This window comes from Shewanella sp. SM23 (assembly GCF_025654295.1).
GTDB lineage: Bacteria > Pseudomonadota > Gammaproteobacteria > Enterobacterales > Shewanellaceae > Shewanella > Shewanella oncorhynchi.
Window position 1 is genome coordinate 53250 of the sequence record NZ_JAKKRM010000002.1, and the last position, 21961, is coordinate 75210.

Consider the following 21961-nt stretch of genomic DNA (forward strand, 5'->3'; position numbering starts at 1 on the left):
TATTTCTTGAATTAACAACAAGGGTCGAATGCAATATTCGACCCTTATTGTTATCACTTTTATTAATCATGTTCATTCAATGACTTTTATTCAATGAGTGAGACTCGATGACTTTGCTTAAATGAGTGAAGCTCGTTAGACATAATCGTTAAGCCAGTTTCTTAATCAACTACTTACGACTATCGCCGCCAAAGTAGTAACTCACTCGCTCGCGCGGATTCAAATACTCGTGGACTTTTTCAGGAAGCGCCGCAGGTGGTAAGCAGCGCACTATGTTGATCCCTTCAATTTCCAGATCAACGATAGGCGCCTGATCTTTGGGCACTAAGGCATCGTAAACCAATATTTTTGGACATAGTAGTTTAGTTAAGTTAACCGACATCACCATGGCATATTGACCGCTGGATAATTCCACCACACTGCCGGGGGGGTAAATGCCCAGCATCTTGATCATCTTGCCAATATACTCTTGATTTAGCTTAGTTTTGTATTGCTTATACAAATGCCCCAGTGCGGCGTAGGGCATTCTGGCTTTGCCCTGTTGGCTTGGGTAACACAAGGAGTCATATTCGTTCACTACCGCAATCAGTTGCGATACCTTATCGAGAGCCTCTTCCTTTAGGCCTTTGGGATAACCACTGCCATCGAGAAACTCGTGGTGATTGGTGATTGCAGGTAAGGCTGCTTGGGGAAAATTATCGGCTAATTTGAGCAGTTCAATCCCAAGTAAAGGATGCTGCTTGATAAAATTAAGCTCTGGTGCTGACCAAGGTGTCGATTTTTTTAGAATTTGTGGTGGGATTTTTAATTTACCCACGTCGTGGAACAGGGCACTGAGACCGACCGTTTCGATTTCACTTCTATCCCATTCCATTTCTTTGGCGATCAGCATAGAGAGGATCGCAACATTCAAGGAGTGGTAGTAAATGCTTTCATCCTGCTTAGCATCACTCATCAAATGCAGCACTAAGTTATCTGAGTTGAGCAGCTGTTCGACTATTGTGTGCACCAAATCTTTGGCGTCATCGACCGCATTTAAGGGGCGATTACGTAGCTTAGAGATGAGGCTGCGCATCATGGCTACTGAGCGGGTAAAATTTTGCTCAGTTTTATTAATGTCACGGCGTAATTTTTTTTGTACTTCGATTTGCTCAGCCTTGTATTGATCCATGTCGTTTTTAAGCACATTGATTTCAGCACTTGGCGGCAATTTGATAGGGTTGACCGCATCAGCATGTATCGGGGCGACGTCGCTGCGTTCTAAATCGACGATGACATGTTCGATGCCCAGATTTTTAATCAACTCGATTTGCGCAGCTTGTTTAATATGAAAGCTACTGAATAAAAAGGGATGATCTTTCCAAGCCACGGGCAAACGCACAAAGTTGCCGACTTGAAGTTGATGGACTGAGACTTTACAGCTTTTTTTCATATTCTTGTTATCGTGAAGCGTAATGTGGGTTATTTTATCTCAATGATGCTGCTTTACAATTACTTAACTAACATGTCAGCATAGTAAGCCTAGAAAGTAGCCACTCCATTGAGGAAGTATGGACTTTATTGAAGTATACCCTAATGCGTTGCCGAATGACTTGTGTGACCGTCTCATTCTGGCATTTGAGCAACATGCTGGCGTTGTTGATGGACAAACGGGCAATGGCGTCGATCTGGAGAAGAAGATCAGCCGCGATTTGACCTTAGATAGTTTCATCGACCTGCAGCCCATCAGAAACGAACTCTTAGGTTATACCTTAAAGGGCGCGATAGATTATTTCACAAAGTATTCAATGGCACTAATGGGTGCGGTTGCTGTGTCAGTGAGTGATGAGCAGGGCCAACCAGTGACGCTAACTCCGACTAATTTTGCGACGCTGGGTGCGCCTAGGGCCGATGGCTTAGTGAAGTATTTGTATCGCAGTGGCAGTATTAATATTCAAAAGTATCAGCAAAATAAAGGCGGTTATCCCCATTGGCATTCGGAACAATTCCCGCAGAATGGCCACAATGAAGCTCTGCATCGCGTCGTGCTCTATATGTTTTATTTAAATGATGTGGAAGAGGGCGGCGAAACCGAATTTTATTATCAACAGCGTAAAATCTCCCCCAAAAAAGGCACTATGGTGATAGCGCCTGCGGGATTTACTCATTCACATCGGGGAAATAAACCTGTGAGTGGTGACAAATATATTGCCACTTCTTGGATCATGTTTAATCGAGCCGAACAGTTATATGCGGTGATTGCCTGATAGTATCTCAGTTTCTTACACTGGGATACGGATCCTAAAGAGCGCCCCTTCTAAGCGACTTTCTTCAATTTTTAAGCTGCCACCGTAGCTGTGAACGATTTCATCACAGACAGCTAATCCGATCCCTTGCCCAGGAGACTGAGTATCGGCACGCACGCCACGTTGGATAATCTTCTGTCTTAAGCTTTCTTCAACACCAGGGCCATCATCTTCAACAATAAGTTCAAACTCACCTTGTGAGTTAATTTTAGCCGATACATGCACTTGGCTGATACACAGGCGGAAAGCATTTTCCATAAGGTTGCCACACAGCTCCATTAAGTCACCCTTGTTGCCGGGGAACATCAAAGAGGGGGATATGTTGGCCGAGAACTGCACTTGTTTTTCTCGATAAATTTTAAACAACATTTGTGCTAATTGATCGACTAAGGGCGCAATAACAGTTTGTTCTTGCTTCAGGCCTTGGCGGCCTAACATGGCCCGTTTTAATTGGTATTTGACCAGCTGATCCATCTGGCTGACTTGTTCCATGATCTTTTCGCTTGCCGATTGTTTACTCAAACTGGCGTCATCTGTAATGGCATGCACGGCGGCTAAGCGGGTTTTAAGACTGTGTGCCAAGTCATTCATAGCATTTTGATAGCGCTGTTGTTGGGCACTCGATTGTTGCAACATCTGGTTGAGTGCTTGCGTTACGCCTTCAAGTTCAACAGGATAGCCCTCAGAAAGTGATTTACTCTTACCTTGGTTAATTGATTGCAGTTCGTTTTGCATCCGTACCAAGGGACGCATGCCCCAATAGGCGGCGCTGACCAATAGAATTAAGGCTAAGGCCAACACCATGGCTAAACGAATATAAGTACGTTTACTGAACTTACTGTATTCTTGCTCCAGTTTGGCGGCATCTTTCATGACAAGGAGGTTGTAATGCACACTGGCAATTTCTACCGCGAGCAAATAGACGAAATAACCTCTGTCGTCAGCCATGGTGAGGTAGTAGGGCGGGGAGTCGTTACGGATTTCGTTAAAACGCTCACAGGTATCAAATAATCCACGATCTACTGCGAGGGATGAGGTCCAAACCTGCTTAAATTTGTCATCGCAACTCGCTATTACATAGCGCTCTTGTTTATTATTTTCTTCTAACCAAGCACTGGTATCGGGGATAAGATCGTGCTCCCGTAATTCGGCGGCGACTTGGGGAATTTCGGCAATGAGTTGGGCCGTTTCTTCGTTATAACTATTTTGCGCATGCAGAATATTAACCATCCATGCGAGACCAAAACCCACTAAGGTAATAATTGATAGTGAGGTGAGAAACATCCGTGTCAGCAGACGTTTCTTGAATTTTAATCTTAATTGCATGGCAGGTTAAATTTATATCCTTGGCCGCGGATGGTCACTATGGGGTTATCGATACCATCGCGGGTCAGTTTTTTACGCAAGCGGCTGACCATAACTTCAATCGTATTGGGATCGCCTTCCTTATCACCATAAATCACATCGAGTAAACGTTGCTTGGCGACAACCTCATGACAATGGCGCATCAAATATTCGAGGATTAAATATTCAAAGGCAGTGACCTCCATGACTTCGTCACCCAGAGTGACTTGTTTGGCGGCGAGATCGAGTTTCAATTCTCCACTGCAAATCACAGGTTTAACAAAACCTGCGCTACGGCGCACTAAGGCATCAAGCCTTGCAACAAGCTCTTCTTTTTGAAAGGGTTTCACTAAGTAGTCATCGGCTCCGGCGTTTAGGCCTTCAACTTTATCCTGCCAATTAACTCGTGCCGTGAGAATTAATATTGGTGCTTTAAGACCCGCTTCACGGAGCTGTTGAATTAAGCTAATACCATCTTGATCGGGTAGCCCTAAATCGACAATGGCGACATCGATGGGATAATTAGTGGCTTGATAAAAACCTTCTTTGGCAGTCAGTGCCACTTGAACTTGATTGCCGAGATCGCTTAATTGCACTTTTAAGTGGTGGGATAAAATAGGATCGTCTTCAACAACCAAAATTCTCATAATATAATGCCTTAAAGTGTATGAGCTAAGCTTTAGCAAACTAGTCTACGTAAAATCACACTGATAACCAAATAGAGGATCAGCATATCTTAGTTGAACTTAACCTTTGCTGACCGAGTTGAACTTGTGGTCAAAATAAGTACTAATTTATTGTTGAATAAGAAGGTTTTGCTATTAAAGTGTTAGCGTATTGGGGAATTTCCCCAAGGCGATTTTTGTTTTCTGATCCGCAAAATGCCGTTGCCACACATAATCGCGCCTAAGGTAAATAACATCACCGCCATCATGATAAAAGACAATCTCAACCAAGGCATTTCTTGCGCTAATCGCAGATGTACCGCTTCAATGGTTGTGACGCCCCAGACGGCAAAGACACTTATAAATAATAAAATTTGTAATAAACGAAGTAAGTAAACTGAGTTAAAAAATAAGACCAAAGGCGCAAGTGCAAAAGGAATTGCAAAGTTAATTTGTTCGTAACGTACGAAGTGGGCACTCAATAACCAGCATGCAATCAGGATCCAAAGACTTCTCCACCACATTTATACCCCTCCCATTAAACGTATTAAAATAGTAAACATAATGTATCTAAAAACAAACTTCCGTACTATTGGTGCGTTCACATTTTGCTAACAATAGACATGTTAACTGTATTGCGTTCAAACAAAAACGCCCAACACTGAAGCTGGGCGTCATTTTGGTCTTTGTGAGGTTTAGTTCGATTGATCTAAATGATGAACTTGCTCATCAAAACTTCTAGCAACTTTACCCGCTTGAGTGTTGTTAAACACTTGCTCGTTAAATTCGCCCTCTGATTTAGCAATAATTACAGTTGCTACGCAATCACCAGTGACGTTTACAGCAGTACGTACCATGTCGAGTAAGCGATCGACACCGATAATCAGGGCAATCCCTTCCACTGGCAAGCCAACTTGATTTAACACCATGGCCAGCATGATAAGTCCGACACCTGGAACACCCGCGGTACCAATTGATGCTAACGTGGCAGTCACAACAACAACGGCATAATCGGTTAGTGAGAGCTCAATGCCAAAAACCTGCGCAATAAACACAGTGGCAACGCCTTGCATGATTGCTGTGCCATCCATATTAATGGTAGCGCCTAACGGTAGCGTAAAAGCGGCAATTTTATTATCGACACCTAATCTATGTTCAGACGCTTCTATGGTAATGGGTAAAGTGGCATTTGAACTGGCGGTTGAAAAAGCAAACAACTGCACATCGCGCATTTTACGAATGAATATTAAGGGGTTGAGGCCTGAGAAAAGTTTTAAAAGGATTGGATAAACGATAAACGCATGGACCAGTAATACACCTAAGACCACGAAGAAATATTGAACCACACTACCAAAGGTCTCTAAACCGAGTGTTAATGCAAGTTTTGCCATCAGCGCAAACACACCATAGGGCGCGAGTTGCATGATCAGTGTCACGACACGCATGATGACTTCATTTAAATCTTCAAACAACGCCGCAATACGTTTGCCGCGCTCACCAATATGGGCAATAGCAAAGCCAAAAATGACCGCAAAAATAATAATTTGCAGCATATTACCTTCGCTCAATGCCTGCATCGGATTGGTAGGCACTATGTTTATCAGCACATCAGCAAGACTTGGGGCTTCTTTTGCGACGTACTCCATTTTTTCTGACGCCAGTGAGGCGTTTCCAGGATGTATTAGGGCTGCGCTGACAATCGCAATCACTAAAGCAATGGCGGTCGTGAATAAATAGAAGGCGAGGGTTTTCCCCCCTAAGCGGCCTAATTTTGAAGGTTCACTCAGTGAGCAAGTTCCGCAAACTAATGAAATAAATACTAAAGGAACGACTAACATTTTTAAGCTGGAGATGAAGATAGTACCGATAACATGCAAGAAACCTTCGGTAATATAATCTTTTACTATATCGCTTTCTGGAAAGGCATTACGAAGAAAGAGGCCTAAAGCAATACCTGTTCCCATACCGATCAGAATTTTACTTGTAAGGCCGAGTTTATTTTTTATAGAAATTGCCATAGAGAGTCCTGTGTGTTTTTTATACATTCTATTTTTTGGCGCTCACAAGACTAGCAAGAAAATCGTGAAGATGAAATGACAATTAATGTTAAAGTATTTATCAATTTTGCGAAATAAAATAAGATAGTTATGGGAAAGTTGCGTGAAAATTGTGTAATGTTAGCCTATAAGTAATAAGCGTCTCGCTTAGGTATTATCATCAGAGTAACAGGGAGCCTGACAATGAAGTCAGCGTATAAGGTTTTTCTCGCAGGATTGTGTTCGCTTTTATTATTAGCATGTGGTGGTGGAGGCAGTATCTCTGATGATGGTTCCGGTACTCCGCCATCTGATAAATTTGTTGTTAAATTAGAATTAGTTAATTCAGATGGACAGGCAATAACAGATATTTCGAATGCTATCCCTGGAAAGTTGAATGCGACTTTAACTAAGAATGCGAGTGCTCTTGCTGGTGCGCGAATAGTCTTCAGTATAGATGGACAAGGAGCTCTAACTCCAGATAGTGGTGTCACTAATGCAGATGGTAAAGTGTTTATTAATGTCTTACCTGGAAACAAATTAGGTTCAGGTAAAATTACCGCCACTTACACATCTGCAAGTGGAAGCACAGTTACTGCCGATATTTCTTTCAATACCCAAGGCGATGGTGGTGATGCAGGTGATGGTCCTCAAGTGAGCCTGAAATTGACAGATATTGCTGGAAATTCAATTGATAGCATCACGTCGACAACACCTGGTGTATTAACGGCAACAGTTATAGGTTTGACTAAAGCTGCGATTGTTACCTTCGATACCACTATTGGAGATTTACCCGTCAAGACGGCCATCACAGATGCCAATGGTAAAGCAAGCGTTAACTTATATGCGGGAAGTACGCCTGGTGCTGGTACTGCAAAAGCATCATTAAATACTGGTGAAAACGGCGAACAGGTTTTTGTTGTTGGCGCTACCAACGTGTTAATGGGCAGCGGTTCTCCTTTCATCTCGGGTAAGGCTGATGTGAGTGCATTAACCTTATCAGCAGGAGGGACTACAACTATTTCAATCTTATTACAAGATGATCAGGGTAAGGCGTTTACTGAGCCTGTGGATGTTCGTTTTGCTTCAACCTGTTCAAATAAAGCCAGCCCTGAAGCAATAATTAGTAGCCCCGTGACCGCGGTGGGTGGGCAGGCTACAAGTACATATCTTGCCAAAGGATGTGTGGGTATTGACAATATTACGGTGACCGCGGATGTGGGTGGCAAAAATTTGTCAGCGACGGGTAGCATTACAGTGTTGTCAGCGAGTGCAGGGAGTGTCGTTTTTGTTGATGCCACGCCCGAACATATTGGTATTAAAGGGACTGGAATCAATGAGTCTTCTACTTTACGTTTTAGGGTGTTAGATACCAACAATAATCCAGTCGCAAATAAAGCGGTCAGTTTTAAACTGAATAATAATTCAGCTGGATTGATGTTAACCCCCTACACCGCAACATCAAACAATCAAGGATATGTACAAACAGTGGTTAATTCCGGCACCGTTGCGACAACGGTAAGGGTTACGGCAAGTATTGATGAGACTAACCCCTTAATTTCGAGTCAATCCAATGTACTCGTGGTTTCGACAGGTAAACCAGATCAAGACAGTTTTTCACTCTCAGCTTCCGTTCTTAATATTGAAGGTTGGAATTATGACGGCGCTAAGGTCACTATTACAGCCCGTCTAGCCGATGCATTTAATAACCCTGTACCTGATGGAACCGCTGTAGTATTTACTGCTGAGGGTGGTTCGATAGATAGTTCTTGCCAAACGCAAAAAGGGGTTTGTTCTGTTGTATGGACAAGCCAGCAACCACGTCCTGTGGGTGTTGATGGTAATGGACCGCTTTTTGATGCAAATGGCAATCAGAACCAAGATCCTAATGCAATGCTTAGAGCCGAGAGCAATTTTGCCAGTAAAACATATCTGGGAAATTATTTTGGTCAACCCTATGGCGGTAGGGTGACTATTACTGCCACTGCCATTGGTGAGGAATCATTTCCTGATTTAAACAGTAACAACATTCTCGATACTGATAGTGAGTTTAGTTTATTTGTGGGAACTCCTACGAATTGTGGTCGTGATAATAGTGGGGATTGTTATGATCTTACTGAGGCATTTGTTGACCATAATGAAGATGGTATTTATACACCTAAATATCCAAAGAATGGTTCAACGGATACTTCTGGTGATCGTGAGACTTTTACCGATTTTATTGACCCAGTTAACCCGACAGGACAAGGTGTTTTTGATTTAGCCGATGGAGAGTACAGTGGTGTGTTATGTGATAATTCCGCCGCGGCATCAGTCAAATGCAGTCCGCAAGAATCCATATCCGTACGCCGCTCACTTGTATTAGTGATGTCAGGAAGTGATGCGATTGCCACTCGTGCTGAAAATACCTTAATTGCCGATGCTATTCCCAATAATGGGCAGATTGATATTGCGATTAAAGGCTCTGCCTCCGTGATGTTTACTATCGCTGATATCAATAATCAACAAATGCCTGCTGGAACTGTGGTGAACTTTAAAGCAACGGGCGCGACGGTGACAAGCTCAACTAGTTACACATGGCCGAGTACAAATTATAACGGTGGCCGTCAGTTTGTGGTTAGCTTAAAAGGTGGCGATCAAGCTGATTCAGGAAATCTAATCGTCACTGTTACCACTCCGGGTGTAAAAGATGCACAGGGAGGGGATATTGCTGGAACAACAACAGAGGTGTTAAATATTCCTATTCTTGTGAGATAGCTAAATGAGGCTGTCTTTACCCTAATAAAATAAGGTGCCACTGGCACCTTATTTTATTAGGGTAAAGCTTAACTTTACCTTTGGAACTGATACACGCTACCTAGTTTCATGATCTGTGTCAGTTCATCCAGAGCTGTTCGAGATTCGATGATTAGCTGAGGGTCTGCAAGATCTTGGGTGGTTAATCTGTCACGATAATGTTTGTCTACCCAAAGGTTTAAACGAGTAAATAAAGCATCATTCATTAGAGTGTGTTGATTTACCGCTGCGACTTCCACTTCATTCATGGCGACACGTAAACGAAGACAGGCAGGGCCGCCACCGTTTTGCATGCTTTGTTTTACGTCGAAATAAAGCACTTGCTTAATCGGCGTGTTTAATGTGAGTAATTCGTTCAAATAGTCAAATACCGCGGGATTTTCTTGGCAATCTGTTGGGGCAATAATCGCCATTTCACCGGATGGCAACGTAATAATTTGAGTATTGAATAAATAGCTTTTGACTGCGTCGTTAATTGCTACTTTCGCGGTTGGCACTTCAATGAAATACAGCTCAGTGTCGAGTTTACGTTTAATTTCATCGATCTTATTCTGGGTATTTAAGAAGGCTTGTTCGTGGTAGAACAGGACATTTTGATTACCTACTGCGATAACATCGTTATGGAATACACCTTGATCAATCACATCAGGATTCTGTTGGATGAAGACGCAATTATCGTCTTCCAGCTGATGTAAGCGTGCGACTGCCATCGACGCTTCTAAGGTTTGTCTTGCTGGATATTTTTGCGGTTTAGGGGCGTTGGGATTGGTGGCTTCTTGTCCATAAACAAACAGCTCAACACCAGCATGGCCGTATTCATTGCAGAGACGAGTGTGGTTTGCGGCACCTTCATCACCGAAGCTATTATGCTCAGGTAAGTGACTATGGTGATGAAAATAGTGGGGATCACTGAAAGTTGCTGTTAATATGCGCCCCGTTGTCAAAGGCTCGATGCTGCGATGCAGTTTATCGACTAAATTTGCTGGGGTAAAATGCAGTTTGCCGTCACGTGTATCTGCACTTGGTGAGACGGTAGCGGCATTGGCTGTCCACATACTGGAAGCACTGCAACAGGCATTAAGTAATATGGGCGCTTCTTTTGCCGCTTGTTTTAGTACATTAGCATCAGAGCCAGAAAATCCAATTCGGCGCAATGTATAGAGGTCTGGGCGCTCTTGAGGAGCTAATATTCCTTGAACCATGCCCATATCGGCTAGTGCTTTGGCTTTTTGGAGTCCTTGTTTTGCAGCAGCTTTGGGGTTGGAAACTAAGGCGGCATTGCTAAGTGAGGCGACATTGCCAAAAGACAACCCTGCGTAATTGTGTGTTGGTCCAACGAGTCCATCAAAATTCGCTTCAAAGTGCTTCATTGCTTATCCTTGTGATAGGGAAAGTTATTATTTGTTCATATGGTCCCTGAGGGAACCCAGTATACTGAAGCTTTTCGAGCGCACAAGCGGACGGTTTTGTGCTCAAAGCGACTTTTTCACGATAAATGCATAACTATTTCTTGCTTGCTGGCAAATAATGAAATATTAGTTTTTAATTACGCATATTATATTTTTACATTTTTTCAACTTTGATTAAAAAGTGACTCGCTGGTACATATAAAAGAGGGATTAACTTGAAACTATCAGTACAACCCTCTATATATGGTGCCAATTTCCACCTTCTTGAGATTTTTTGGCGCAAATTAAACTATGGGTAAATCGCTAGTTATTGTCGAATCACCGGCCAAAGCTAAGACTATTAATAAATATCTTGGCAAAGAATTCATCGTTAAATCGAGCGTAGGTCACATCCGTGATCTGCCGACATCATCGACTTCAGAAGGCAATGAAAAGGTTAAATCCGCTGCCGAAGTTAAGAAGATGTCGCCAGAAGAAAAAGCTCAATATAAAAAGGTGAAAGATCAGCAAGCGCTAGTGTCTCGTATGGGCGTAAACCCTGAAAAGGGCTGGGCGGCTAAGTACCAAATTTTGCCGGGTAAAGAAAAAGTCGTTAAAGAGTTACAGGCACTTGCCGATTCTGCTGACCAAATCTATCTCGCAACCGACTTAGACCGTGAGGGAGAAGCTATCGCCTGGCATTTGCAAGAGGTGATTGGTGGTGATCCTTCACGATATCAACGTGTTGTTTTCAACGAAATTACTAAGTCTGCGATTCAAGATGCTTTTAGTAAACCGTCGACACTCGACACTAACATGGTTAATGCCCAACAAGCGCGCCGCTTCTTAGACAGAGTTGTCGGTTTTATGGTGTCGCCTCTACTGTGGAAAAAAGTTGCTCGCGGTTTATCCGCTGGGCGAGTGCAGTCGGTTGCCGTGCGTTTAGTGGTTGAACGCGAAAGCGAAATCAAAGCTTTTGTGCCTGAAGAATTTTGGGATGTACACGCAGAGCTCAATACGCCCGCTCAAGAAGCTTTGCGGATGGAAGTGGTTAAGCATTTAGATGCTGCCTTCAATCCTATCAATGAACAGCAAGCGATGGCTGCGGTTCAAGCGTTATCTGCGGCAAGTTTTACTGTGCTGGCCCGCGAAGATAAAGCGACTCAAAGTAAACCATCGGCTCCTTTTATTACGTCGACACTGCAACAGGCCGCGAGTACACGCTTAGGTTTCGGTGTGAAGAAGACCATGATGATGGCGCAGCGACTTTACGAAGCCGGTCATATCACTTATATGCGTACCGACTCGACCAATTTGAGTCAAGAAGCCGTTGAAAACCTGCGTGATATGATTGCTAAAGAGTTTGGTGATAAATATCTACCCGCTGAACCCATTCGTTATGGTTCTAAGGAAGGCGCACAAGAGGCTCACGAAGCGATTCGTCCATCGAACGTTCAAGTGCAAGCAGCGACCTTATCTGACATGGAACGTGACGCTCAGCGCTTATATGAGCTTATTTGGCGACAGTTTGTCTCATGTCAAATGACACCTGCACAATATGATGCCACTAAGTTGACCGTAAAAGCGGGCGATTATGAGCTCAAAGCTACGGGACGTACCTTACGTTTTGATGGTTGGACTCGCGTACAAACAGCGCTTAAGAAGAAAAACGAAGAAGACAATACGTTACCATTCGTGGCACAGGGCGATGTATTAGCATTAAAAGAATTGCAGCCTAAACAACATTTTACTAAGCCGCCAGCACGATACAGCGAAGCTTCTTTAGTAAAAGAATTAGAAAAACGCGGTATTGGCCGCCCATCAACCTACGCAACCATCATTTCAACGATTCAAGATCGTGGTTATGTAAAAGTAGAAAATCGTCGTTTCTATGCCGAAAAAATGGGTGAAATTGTCAGCGAACGATTGGTGAGCAGTTTTGCTGATTTGATGAGCTATGACTTTACCGCCAGCATGGAGCAAACATTAGATGATGTGGCTCGGGGCGAGTTAGACTGGAAAAAAGTACTCGATGGTTTCTATGCTGACTTTACTAAGCAATTAGAAAAAGCGGAGCTGGATCCTGAAGAAGGTGGCATGCGTCTTAACCAAATGGTGATGACGGATATCAAGTGCCCAACTTGTGGTCGTCCTATGGGGATCCGCACTGGAACGACTGGGGTTTTCCTTGGTTGCTCTGGTTATGAATTGCCCCCTAAAGAACGCTGTAAGACGACGATGAACCTCACGCCTGGCGTTGAGGCGATTAGCGAAAACAGTGAAGATGCCGAAACAGATGCACTGCGTGCGAAGCACCGTTGTAGTATTTGTGGCACGGCAATGGACAGTTACCTGATCGATGAGAAGCGTAAGTTACACGTCTGCGGTAACAATCCAATCTGTGAAGGCTATGAAGTCGAAGAAGGCCAATTCAAGATCAAAGGCTATGAAGGTCCACTGATTGAGTGTGATCGCTGTGGTCACGATATGGAACTGAAAAATGGTCGTTTTGGTAAGTATTTCGGTTGTACTAACGAGGAATGTAAAAATACTCGTAAACTGTTGAAAAATGGTGAGGCGGCGCCGCCAAAAGAAGATCCTATTTATTTACCCGAACTGAAATGCAGTAAATCGGATGCCCATTTCGTATTACGTGATGGTGCGGCGGGTATCTTCTTAGCGGCTAGTACTTTCCCTAAATCACGTGAAACCCGTGCACCTCTGGTTGAGGAGCTGGTTCAATACCGTGACCTGCTATGGCCTAAGTATCAGTATTTAGCGGATGCGCCAGTCACTGATGACGATGGTAACAAGGCTGCTGTGAAGTTTAGCCGTAAGACGAAAGAGCAATACGTTGCGACTGAAGTCGATGGCAAAGCCACTGGTTGGTCTGCGCATTACGTCAATGGGAAGTGGGTGAGTGAATCTACCAAGAAGGCCAAGAAAGGCGCATAGTGACTGATTAAGCTAGCTTAACGCTAAGAGAACAACAAAAAGCCAAGTCAATTATGACTTGGCTTTTTGTTTGCATTTTTTCGATATCAATTTGTTGCTATAGATAATAATTTAAACATGTTGAGTACTTTACACTTACTGAGTACTTTACACTTACTGAGTACTTTACACTTACTGAGTACTTTACACTTACAGATACAAACTGACTCACAATGACGCGATAGAATGGTGGCAAATGTGTCGCTAATTCAACTTAACGGTAAGCAAATAGAGACTGATCACCATTTCTTTTTAGGTTGAAACAGCATATCGATATCATCTTCTTCATTTTTAGGTCTAGGCGCACTGGGCTCAGATTGTTTCTGTGCACCCATAATTTCATCAAGTAATTGTTTAGCCTCATCGACTTTACGCCCAATGAAGGGATCATTAGGCGTTTGTGCCTTAATGGCGTGTAATGTTGATAGGGCTTTGGTTACCATTTGTTTTGATGAGCCATATTGCTTCATAAAGCTGGCCGCGCGGGCACGAGAAAGCATAGAATCGACATTAATTCTGAGCTGTAAACTGTCGATGCGGCTTTCTTCTTGAGCAAAAATGCTCGGATCGACTTTACCTTTATTATGTTCGGCTCTGAGTATCGCCTTTAATTTTTTTAAGGTTTGAACAAGTGCTAAAATTTGCTTGTCATTATCGGGTAGTCTGAAATTCTCAATTGGAGGAGTTTGAGGTTGTCCAGACTGTAAGCTTGTTATTTGATTATTAATATCGGCTAAGCGACGTTGGTAGTCTGACTGTTGTTGGCCATTACTGATCGCTGTTGCAGACTGCAAGGCATCTTGTACACGCCGGTACAAAACCAACACTATATTCGTGCTACAAGGCATCATTCCTGTGTTTGATAACACAGTTTCAGTTTCATCGATAATTGCTCTTTGACGGGCAAATTCAATGCGACGCTCAGCCTCTACACGTTCTTTTTGTTGCTGTAATACGTTAATTCCGATAACAAGCAGTAAAAGCGCACCGATGAGGATCAGAACCAAGGTGAATGACATAGATGTTCCATTATTTATCCAATTGAGCTAATGCTACAATAAATCAATAAACTAGCATAGTTATCTTAGCCTAGGTTATCATTTCTGTCGTATGAATCTGTAGACTTGTGCTCTATATTCCTATTTGCTTTAATTTTTACTATATACTATAACGATTGATTATAGCTGAGAGTGCTTTGAGGGCTCAGTTGTTAATGGCATTTTGCGTGTTTGAGACAAGGAAATAAGATGAAACTGCAACAACTCAGGTATATTGCTGAGGTCGTAAAACATAACCTCAATGTATCGGCGACAGCTGAAAACTTGTATACCTCTCAACCCGGGATCAGTAAACAAGTTCGTATGCTTGAAGATGAGTTGGGGATCCAAATATTTGGCCGTAGCGGTAAGCATTTAACCCATGTCACACCTGCGGGTTTGCAAGTGATCAGCATTGCCAATGATATTTTAGGTAAAGTTGAAAGTATCAAAAAAGTGTCTGAAGAATATACTAAGCCAGATCAAGGTGAGTTAAATATTTCCACAACAGATACTCAGGCACGCTATGCATTACCGACGATAATTCGTCAGTTTATTGATCGCTATCCTAAAGTGAACTTGCATATGCACCAAGGGACACCGTCTCAGATCAGCGAACAGGCTGCTCGCGGTGATGCAGATTTTGCCATTGCGACCGAAGCAATGCATTTATATTCAGATCTGATCATGTTGCCTTGTTACCACTGGAACCGCTCTATCGTTGTACCCAAAGACCATCCTCTTGCGACCCGCAATCAAGGCAGCTTGATTAGTATCGAAGATTTAGCCCGTTTCCCCTTAGTGACCTATGTCTTTGGTTTTGACCGTGCTTCTGAAATTGAGAAAGCGTTCAATCGGGCCAATTTAGAGCCGCGTGTTGTCTTTAGTGCGACCAGTGCCGACGTGCTTAAAACCTATGTTCGTTTAGGATTAGGCGTGGGGGTCATCGCGTCTATGGCCATTGATCCAAATGTTGATAAAGATTTAGTCGCTATTGATGCTGGTCATTTGTTTGCCCACAGTACGACTAAAATTGGTTTTAGGAAGGGCAGTTTCTTGCGCAGTTATATGTATGATTTTATTCAGCACTTTGCGCCGCATTTAACCCGTGATGTGGTGGAGAAAGCCGTAGCATTACGGGATCAACAGCTCATAGATGAAATGTTTGCCGATAAAAATCTGCCAATGCGTTAACTTGGATGATTTACAAACATAAAAATGCCGCTAATAAAAGCGGCATTTTTATGGGTTTAGCGATTAAGATAAATCGACTTTATCCATCTCGAGTTGCGCAAGGGCAATAACTGCTTGAGTGCGGTTGCGAACGCCAAGTTTTCTAAATATGGCAGTCGCGTGCGCCTTGATGGTCGCCTCAGACACGCCAAGATCGTAGGCTATTTGCTTATTTAATAACCCTTCGGCAAACATCTGCAACACTTTATATTGTTGCGGCGTGAGATCGGATAACTTGCTGGCCATTTTATCAATGGCATCGTCATTGATAGCAATAATTTCAGTGCCTTTAGGCAACCAAATATCACCGAATAACACCGCACTTAGCGCCTCTTTTAGGGTTTCCATTGAAGCTGATTTAGGGATAAAACCACTGCTGCCATAATGAATCGCACGGCTAATGGTATTGATATCCTCGTGGGCTGAAATCACCACAACGGGTAACTCAGGATAATGTGAGCGTAGGTGGATAAGCGTGGAATAGCCGTGGGACCCGGGCATCTGCAGATCTAACAGTACAAGATCGTAATCGACGCTTCGAACATCCAATACAGATTGCAGTGCGTCAGCACTGTCTGCTTCAAACCACTGTGCATGTTCGAAAGCGCTGGTCAGCGCTTGACGTAGTGCATTTCTGAACAATGGATGATCGTCTGCGATAATAATATTTAAGTTTTCTAGCTTCATGGCTTTTATGATTATGTTCGGTGCGCGTGAAGATTGAACTCAATGTAACAGAAAAGTAATCAAGGATCCTATTGCTTTATTCAGGAATAAGGACAAAATTTTGATATGTTTCTGGTTGTTAGACTTTGGTCGGTGTTTTACAAGGAAAAAGATGGACCGTATAGTTTCAATTGAAAGCCCGAAAGTACGGGCTAACCTATACTTTAAAATCGTCTAAAAACTACCCATATGTCCACACTTTTGTAGGATTTCGTTGTTCGTCAACCGCAACAAAGGTGAACACACCACGTATGGCATGCTCTCGATGGTCTTGATACATGTCTTCGACATAGATGTTGACTTCAACTTTTAATGACGTATTACCTACATGGATCACACGAGCGATGAGTTCTGCTAGTGTGCCAGCTGGGATAGGCTTTTTAAAATCAATTCTATCGGAACTCACTGTGACTAAGGTTTTACGGCAGAAACGAGTTGCTGCAATAAAGGCTGTTTCATCCATCCACGCTAAAGCTTCACCACCAAATAACGTATTGTGATGGTTGGTGATTGAGGGAAATACTGCTTTAATCACACGCGCTTCTGAGGAATCAATTCGAGTTTGAATCGCGTCAGGAAAAGGTGTTTCAGCGGCTTCGATTCGTGAGGTATTTTCGGTGTTTGTGGACATGGGGGTAAGCGACATACAGCAACCTAAGGTAATGCAGCAAAATAAGCTCGAATTATAAAGATTTATGGTGGTTAAAGATAGAAAACTACAGGCTTTAAGGTGCAGTAGGCATATGACTGAGGATAATGTCATGCTTCCAATAAAAAAACCGAAATGAGATCGGTTTTTTATTGGACGATTTATTTTACTTCAGATTTATTTGGTTAATAGTGCTTTTCTTTCGCGGGAAGCCGCTGCGAGCTTACGTAGCAGGATTTCAGAGTCGTCCCAATGTAAGCAGGCGTCTGTGATACTTTGGCCATAACAGAGTGGCTGGCCTTCAACGACTTTTTGATTACCTTCTTGTAAGAAGCTTTCTGCCATAATACCTGCGATGGCAGTGCTGCCAGCACGCATTTGAGTCATAATTTCATCGGCGACCATCAGCTGTTTGAGATGGTTCTTCTCACTGTTTCCGTGGCTGAAATCGATAACCATACGTTGAGTTACCCCAACAGATGCGAGATGTTGACGCGCTTCTTCGATATCTTGTGCGTGATAATTAGGTTTTTTGCCACCACGTAGGATGATATGGCCAAACGGGTTGCCGTGGGTGCGATAGACCGCCATAGCGCCATCTTTATCCGGTGAATAGAAAACATGTGGCACTTGTGCGGCACGCACTGCATCAACGGCAATATTGATGTTCCCATCAGTACCATTTTTAAAACCAACGGGGCAAGACAGTGCCGAAGCCATTTCACGGTGGACTTGGCTTTCCGTAGTACGCGCACCAATAGCGCCCCAAGTAATGAGATCCGCTATGTACTGACCGTTCACCATATCTAAAAATTCGGTGGCGATAGGCAATTTTAATTCAGTGATTTGTTGCAGCAATTCGCGGGCAATGCGTAAACCTTTGTTTGGTTCGAAACTGCCATCGAGATCGGGATCTGAAATTAATCCTTTCCAACCGACAATTGTGCGGGGTTTTTCAAAATAGACGCGCATTAAGATACACAAGTCATCTTTCAATTCTTGGTGTAACGCGGCTAAGCGTTGAGCATAATCTAATGCCGCTTTAGTATCGTGGATTGAACATGGGCCTATGATCACCAATAGACGTTGGTCTTCACCCATAATGATGGCTTCGACTTCACGACGTTGCTGAACCAGATAATCGGCTGCATCTTGAGTTAATGGGAACTCAGATGCCAGTTGCGCAGGTGAGATGACTTTTGCTAATAAGGAAGTGCGTAGTTCGTCTGTTTTTATGGTCATTCAAAATACCGAGCTTGCGTGCGGCGCTTTTCGCCAGATTGCCTCGGATTATAACGAATCGAACCGAGTTGCACAGTGCCAATTGCGTTAATTGTCGGCAACTGTGCAATGAATTTGATTTAAGTTAGTTTCTTTTAGACTAAATTCACTCGGTTTCTTTTGCTGATTTTGGCTTATTAGGCTTAGAACATATGCCGTTCTAGGCCCGTGACATCTAATATTTTAGTAGCAATTTCTTCCACGGAATGATTAGTGGTGTCTATGTAAGGAATGCGTTCGCGTTTAAACAGCATTTCCACTTCTTTGACTTCTAAGCGGCACTGTTTGAGCGATGAATAGCGGCTATTCTCCATTCGACTCTGACGGATTTCATGTAAACGCACGGGATCAATCGTTAAACCAAACAGTTTTTTCTTATTGCGTTTCAGTGCTTCAGGTAATTTAAGGTTATCCATATCATCTTCGGTGAAAGGGTAGTTTGCCGCTTTTATGCCGAACTGCATTGATAAATACAGGCTCGATGGTGTTTTGCCACAGCGAGAGACCCCAAGTAAAACCAGATCGGCTTGATCCATATGTTTCATGGTCTGGCCATCATCGTTATCCATGGCGAAATTAATGGCATCAATACGCGCTTCATAGCCGTGATTCGCTTTTCCATGGGTTCTATGTACAACTGGAGAGGCAGAAACACCTAAATGTTGTTCGAGTGGGGCCACAAAAGTATTCAAAAAATCATAATCAACCCCTTCACTCGAGTAGATGATGTCGCGGATCTCGGCTTTTACGATGGAATGGAATACTAACGGCCGCTCACCTGTTGTAATAAAACAATCATTAATTTGTCGCTTAACTTGCTCCGCTTTCGTCAATGTTTCGACAAATGGAATCGTAAGTGACTCAAATTCTAATGGAAATTGCGAGAGAACCGCATGACCAAAAACTTCAGCTGTGATCGCTGTCCCGTCGGAGATATAGAATACTTTTGGTGCCATACTGACCTCTTGTAGTAATAAAATTACAAATAAAATTATAGATTTACGCGTGTTCGACAGGAGTGTAAAATGCCGCTGCCCTCGTGTGAAGGGGCCACTGAAATAAACTTGCGGAGATAGAACTGTGCAGCAATACGTACTCTGGTATCAAGAATTAGGCATGGGTGACGTCAACTTGGTTGGCGGTAAAAATGCTTCTCTAGGCGAGATGATCAGCAATCTGGCCAATGCCGGTGTTCAAGTACCTGGCGGATTTGCGACAACTTCCCATGCGTTCAACGAGTTCCTTGAACAAAGCGGAGTTAACCAGAAGATTTATGACATTCTAGCCACACTGGATGTAGATGATGTCAATGCGCTGGCTAAAGTAGGTGCACAGATCAGACAGTGGGTTATCGACACTCCATTTCAACCAGCATTAGAGCAAGCGATTCGTGAAGCTTACGATAAACTTGCCGCTGAAACTAGCGAAGCGTCATTCGCGGTACGTTCTTCTGCAACAGCTGAAGATATGCCAGATGCCTCTTTTGCGGGGCAGCAAGAAACTTTCTTAAACGTAAAAGGATTTGAATCCGTACTGACAGCGATCAAGCATGTGTACGCTTCACTCTTTAACGATCGCGCTATTTCCTATCGTGTGCATCAAGGTTATGAGCACCACGGTGTTGCCTTGTCTGCTGGCGTACAACGCATGGTTCGTTCAGATAAAGCGGCTTCAGGTGTGATGTTCACTATGGACACTGAATCTGGCAATAACGATGTGGTGTTTATCACTTCATCTTTTGGTCTGGGTGAAATGGTTGTTCAAGGCGCGGTAAACCCAGATGAATTTTATGTTCATAAACCTATTTTAGCCTTAGGTCACAAGGCTGTTGTGCGCCGTAATATCGGTAGCAAGCTCATCCAAATGGTGTATTCAGATGATGCTGCTCACGGCAAACAAGTCAAAATTGAAGACGTGACTGCTGACAAACGTCGTCAATTCTCTATCAATGACGCTGAAGTTGAAGAATTAGCCAAACAAGCCATGGTGATCGAAAAACATTACGGTCGTCCAATGGACATCGAATGGGCAAAAGACGGCAACGATGGCAAATTGTATATCGTTCAAGCGCGTCCAGAAACGGTTCGTAGCCGTGAAGATGTGCAATTGATTGAACGTTATCACTTAAAGAGCCGTGGCGCTGTGATCTGTGAAGGTCGCGCTATTGGCCATAAAGTGGGTACTGGCGTAGCCAAAGTATTAACGTCAATCGCCGATATGGATCAAATCCAACCTGGTGATGTGTTAGTGACAGACATGACAGATCCTGATTGGGAACCTATCATGAAGCGCGCAAGTGCTATCGTCACAAACCGTGGCGGTCGTACCTGTCATGCGGCAATTATCGCCCGCGAATTAGGTGTGCCAGCGGTGGTGGGTTGTGGTGACGTGACTGACCGTATCAAGAATGGTCAAATCGTGACTGTTTCTTGCGCCGAAGGTGACACTGGCTTTATCTACGAAGGTAAACAAGAGTTTGAAGTGATTTCAAACCGTGTTGACTCTCTGCCTGCATTGCCAATGAAAATCATGATGAACGTGGGTAACCCTGATCGTGCATTTGATTTTGCCCGTTTGCCAAACGAAGGTGTGGGTCTAGCGCGTTTAGAATTCATCATCAACCGTATGATTGGTATTCATCCGAAAGCACTGCTCGAATTCAATCAACAGGATGCAGCGCTGCAAACTGAAATCAACGAAATGATCGCTGGTTACGAATCACCTGTTGAGTTCTACATTGCTCGTCTGGTTGAAGGTATTGCGACTATTGGTTCAGCTTTCTATCCGAAGAAAGTGATCGTACGTATGTCAGACTTTAAGTCTAACGAATACGCAAACTTGGTTGGTGGTGACAGATACGAGCCAGAAGAAGAGAACCCAATGCTGGGCTTCCGCGGTGCGAGCCGTTATATCTCTGAATCCTTCCGTGACTGTTTTGCCCTTGAGTGTGAAGCGATTAAACGCGTTCGTAATGACATGGGTCTGAAAAACGTTGAGGTCATGATCCCATTCGTTCGCACAGTGAAAGAAGCTGAGCAAGTGGTCGGCTTGCTCAAAGAGCAAGGTTTAGAGCGTGGTAAAGACGGTTTACGTGTCATCATGATGTGTGAAGTGCCTTCAAACGCCCTGTTAGCAGACCAATTCCTTGAGCATTTCGATGGCTTCTCTATCGGCTCAAACGATTTAACTCAGCTGACACTCGGGCTTGACCGTGACTCAGGTATCATTAGCCATTTATTCGATGAGCGTGATGAAGCCGTTAAAATGCTACTTTCATTAGCCATTAAAGCGGCTAAAGCGAAGGGCGCTTACATAGGTATTTGTGGTCAAGGTCCTTCAGATCACGCTGATTTTGCAGCTTGGTTGGTAGAACAAGGCATAGATACAGTGTCATTAAACCCTGATACTGTGATTGATACTTGGTTGTATTTAGCCGAAGCGCACGGTTGATCTAGATAGTAATTTTATAAACTTGTTAAAAAAGCCGCTTTTTAGCGGCTTTTTTTTGTTTATAATGGCGCCATAAC

General features: G+C 43.4%; 16 protein-coding genes. 5 read left to right on the plus strand and 11 right to left on the minus strand.

Annotated elements, in window-relative coordinates; translation table 11 throughout:
• Positions 1-169: 169 nt before the first annotated feature.
• A complete protein-coding gene (locus tag L5L98_RS03395; RefSeq protein ID WP_263138522.1) occupies positions 170-1432 on the minus strand; it encodes an HD-GYP domain-containing protein in 1263 nt (420 codons plus the stop codon).
• 118 nt (positions 1433-1550) lie between these two features.
• Here L5L98_RS03395 and L5L98_RS03400 point away from each other — a divergent pair, with 118 nt between their 5' ends.
• The gene (locus tag L5L98_RS03400; RefSeq protein WP_219252617.1) at positions 1551-2246 is read left to right on the plus strand and encodes a 2OG-Fe(II) oxygenase; all 696 of its coding nucleotides are present in this window, start codon (positions 1551-1553) and stop codon (positions 2244-2246) included.
• Positions 2247-2261: 15 nt separating this feature from the next.
• Here L5L98_RS03400 and L5L98_RS03405 read toward each other — a convergent pair whose 3' ends face one another.
• The 4 genes from L5L98_RS03405 to L5L98_RS03420 form a co-directional block, all read right to left on the minus strand.
• Positions 2262-3611, minus strand: a complete 1350-nt coding sequence (locus tag L5L98_RS03405) for a sensor histidine kinase (protein WP_028759713.1) — start codon at positions 3609-3611, stop codon at positions 2262-2264.
• A complete protein-coding gene (locus L5L98_RS03410) occupies positions 3602-4276 on the minus strand; it encodes a response regulator (protein WP_028759714.1) in 675 nt (224 codons plus the stop codon). The genes L5L98_RS03405 and L5L98_RS03410 overlap by 10 nt, the downstream gene beginning before the upstream one ends.
• Positions 4277-4458: 182 nt before the next feature.
• Positions 4459-4818 (minus strand): hypothetical protein, encoded by a 360-nt coding sequence (locus L5L98_RS03415; protein WP_028759715.1) that lies wholly within the window; start codon positions 4816-4818, stop codon positions 4459-4461.
• A gap of 171 nt (positions 4819-4989) precedes the next feature.
• Positions 4990-6312 (minus strand): dicarboxylate/amino acid:cation symporter, encoded by a 1323-nt coding sequence (locus tag L5L98_RS03420; protein ID WP_263138527.1) that lies wholly within the window; start codon positions 6310-6312, stop codon positions 4990-4992.
• A 222-nt stretch (positions 6313-6534) separates the two neighbouring features.
• Between L5L98_RS03420 and L5L98_RS03425 the strand changes: the two genes are divergently transcribed.
• Entirely contained in the window at positions 6535-9087 is a 2553-nt protein-coding gene (locus tag L5L98_RS03425; RefSeq protein ID WP_263138528.1) for an Ig-like domain-containing protein, read from the plus strand.
• Between the two features lie 74 nt (positions 9088-9161).
• On the opposite strand, the gene astB is transcribed toward L5L98_RS03425, so the two are convergent.
• Positions 9162-10496, minus strand: coding sequence for an N-succinylarginine dihydrolase (gene astB / locus L5L98_RS03430; RefSeq protein WP_263138530.1), 1335 nt, complete (start codon positions 10494-10496; stop codon positions 9162-9164).
• A gap of 330 nt (positions 10497-10826) precedes the next feature.
• Here astB and topA point away from each other — a divergent pair, with 330 nt between their 5' ends.
• Positions 10827-13469 carry a type I DNA topoisomerase gene (topA, locus tag L5L98_RS03435; RefSeq protein ID WP_263138532.1) on the plus strand — a complete coding sequence of 881 codons (2643 nt, stop codon included), beginning with the start codon at positions 10827-10829 and terminating at the stop codon, positions 13467-13469.
• Positions 13470-13747: 278 nt separating this feature from the next.
• On the opposite strand, the gene zomB is transcribed toward topA, so the two are convergent.
• Positions 13748-14527, minus strand: coding sequence for a flagellar motor control protein ZomB (gene zomB / locus L5L98_RS03440; RefSeq protein WP_028759720.1), 780 nt, complete (start codon positions 14525-14527; stop codon positions 13748-13750).
• Positions 14528-14755: 228 nt separating this feature from the next.
• On the opposite strand from zomB, the gene cysB reads away from it, so the two are divergent.
• Positions 14756-15739 carry an HTH-type transcriptional regulator CysB gene (gene cysB, locus L5L98_RS03445; protein WP_028759721.1) on the plus strand — a complete coding sequence of 328 codons (984 nt, stop codon included), beginning with the start codon at positions 14756-14758 and terminating at the stop codon, positions 15737-15739.
• 63 nt (positions 15740-15802) lie between these two features.
• On the opposite strand, the gene L5L98_RS03450 is transcribed toward cysB, so the two are convergent.
• The 4 genes from L5L98_RS03450 to L5L98_RS03465 all read right to left on the minus strand — a co-directional run bounded on the left by L5L98_RS03450 (position 15803) and on the right by L5L98_RS03465 (position 19390).
• On the minus strand, positions 15803-16465 hold the full coding sequence (locus L5L98_RS03450; protein ID WP_028759722.1) for a response regulator transcription factor: 663 nt from the start codon (positions 16463-16465) through the stop codon (positions 15803-15805).
• 220 nt (positions 16466-16685) lie between these two features.
• A complete protein-coding gene (locus L5L98_RS03455; RefSeq protein ID WP_168825401.1) occupies positions 16686-17150 on the minus strand; it encodes an acyl-CoA thioesterase in 465 nt (154 codons plus the stop codon).
• A gap of 180 nt (positions 17151-17330) precedes the next feature.
• Positions 17331-18395 carry a 3-deoxy-7-phosphoheptulonate synthase gene (locus L5L98_RS03460; RefSeq protein ID WP_263138537.1) on the minus strand — a complete coding sequence of 355 codons (1065 nt, stop codon included), beginning with the start codon at positions 18393-18395 and terminating at the stop codon, positions 17331-17333.
• Between the two features lie 182 nt (positions 18396-18577).
• The gene (locus L5L98_RS03465) at positions 18578-19390 is read right to left on the minus strand and encodes a pyruvate, water dikinase regulatory protein (RefSeq protein WP_028759725.1); all 813 of its coding nucleotides are present in this window, start codon (positions 19388-19390) and stop codon (positions 18578-18580) included.
• Between the two features lie 124 nt (positions 19391-19514).
• Here L5L98_RS03465 and ppsA point away from each other — a divergent pair, with 124 nt between their 5' ends.
• Positions 19515-21884: a phosphoenolpyruvate synthase gene (gene ppsA, locus L5L98_RS03470; protein WP_028759726.1), complete on the plus strand. Its 2370-nt coding sequence runs from the start codon at positions 19515-19517 to the stop codon at positions 21882-21884.
• The last annotated feature ends 77 nt before the right edge of the window (positions 21885-21961 follow it).

Bases quoted from the DNA above. Each gene is read 5' to 3' on its own strand.
- L5L98_RS03455 (WP_168825401.1), bottom strand. From the start codon at position 17,150: ATGTCGCTTACCCCCATGTCCACAAACACCGAAAATACCTCACGAATC.
- L5L98_RS03465 (WP_028759725.1), bottom strand. From the start codon at position 19,390: ATGGCACCAAAAGTATTCTATATCTCCGACGGGACAGCGATCACAGCT.
- L5L98_RS03405 (WP_028759713.1), bottom strand. From the start codon at position 3,611: ATGCAATTAAGATTAAAATTCAAGAAACGTCTGCTGACACGGATGTTT.
- L5L98_RS03400 (WP_219252617.1), top strand. From the start codon at position 1,551: ATGGACTTTATTGAAGTATACCCTAATGCGTTGCCGAATGACTTGTGT.
- L5L98_RS03415 (WP_028759715.1), bottom strand. From the start codon at position 4,818: ATGTGGTGGAGAAGTCTTTGGATCCTGATTGCATGCTGGTTATTGAGT.
- L5L98_RS03420 (WP_263138527.1), bottom strand. From the start codon at position 6,312: ATGGCAATTTCTATAAAAAATAAACTCGGCCTTACAAGTAAAATTCTG.
- astB (WP_263138530.1), bottom strand. From the start codon at position 10,496: ATGAAGCACTTTGAAGCGAATTTTGATGGACTCGTTGGACCAACACAC.
- L5L98_RS03460 (WP_263138537.1), bottom strand. From the start codon at position 18,395: ATGACCATAAAAACAGACGAACTACGCACTTCCTTATTAGCAAAAGTC.
- zomB (WP_028759720.1), bottom strand. From the start codon at position 14,527: ATGTCATTCACCTTGGTTCTGATCCTCATCGGTGCGCTTTTACTGCTT.
- L5L98_RS03395 (WP_263138522.1), bottom strand. From the start codon at position 1,432: ATGAAAAAAAGCTGTAAAGTCTCAGTCCATCAACTTCAAGTCGGCAAC.
- L5L98_RS03425 (WP_263138528.1), top strand. From the start codon at position 6,535: ATGAAGTCAGCGTATAAGGTTTTTCTCGCAGGATTGTGTTCGCTTTTA.
- L5L98_RS03410 (WP_028759714.1), bottom strand. From the start codon at position 4,276: ATGAGAATTTTGGTTGTTGAAGACGATCCTATTTTATCCCACCACTTA.
- topA (WP_263138532.1), top strand. From the start codon at position 10,827: ATGGGTAAATCGCTAGTTATTGTCGAATCACCGGCCAAAGCTAAGACT.
- L5L98_RS03450 (WP_028759722.1), bottom strand. From the start codon at position 16,465: ATGAAGCTAGAAAACTTAAATATTATTATCGCAGACGATCATCCATTG.
- cysB (WP_028759721.1), top strand. From the start codon at position 14,756: ATGAAACTGCAACAACTCAGGTATATTGCTGAGGTCGTAAAACATAAC.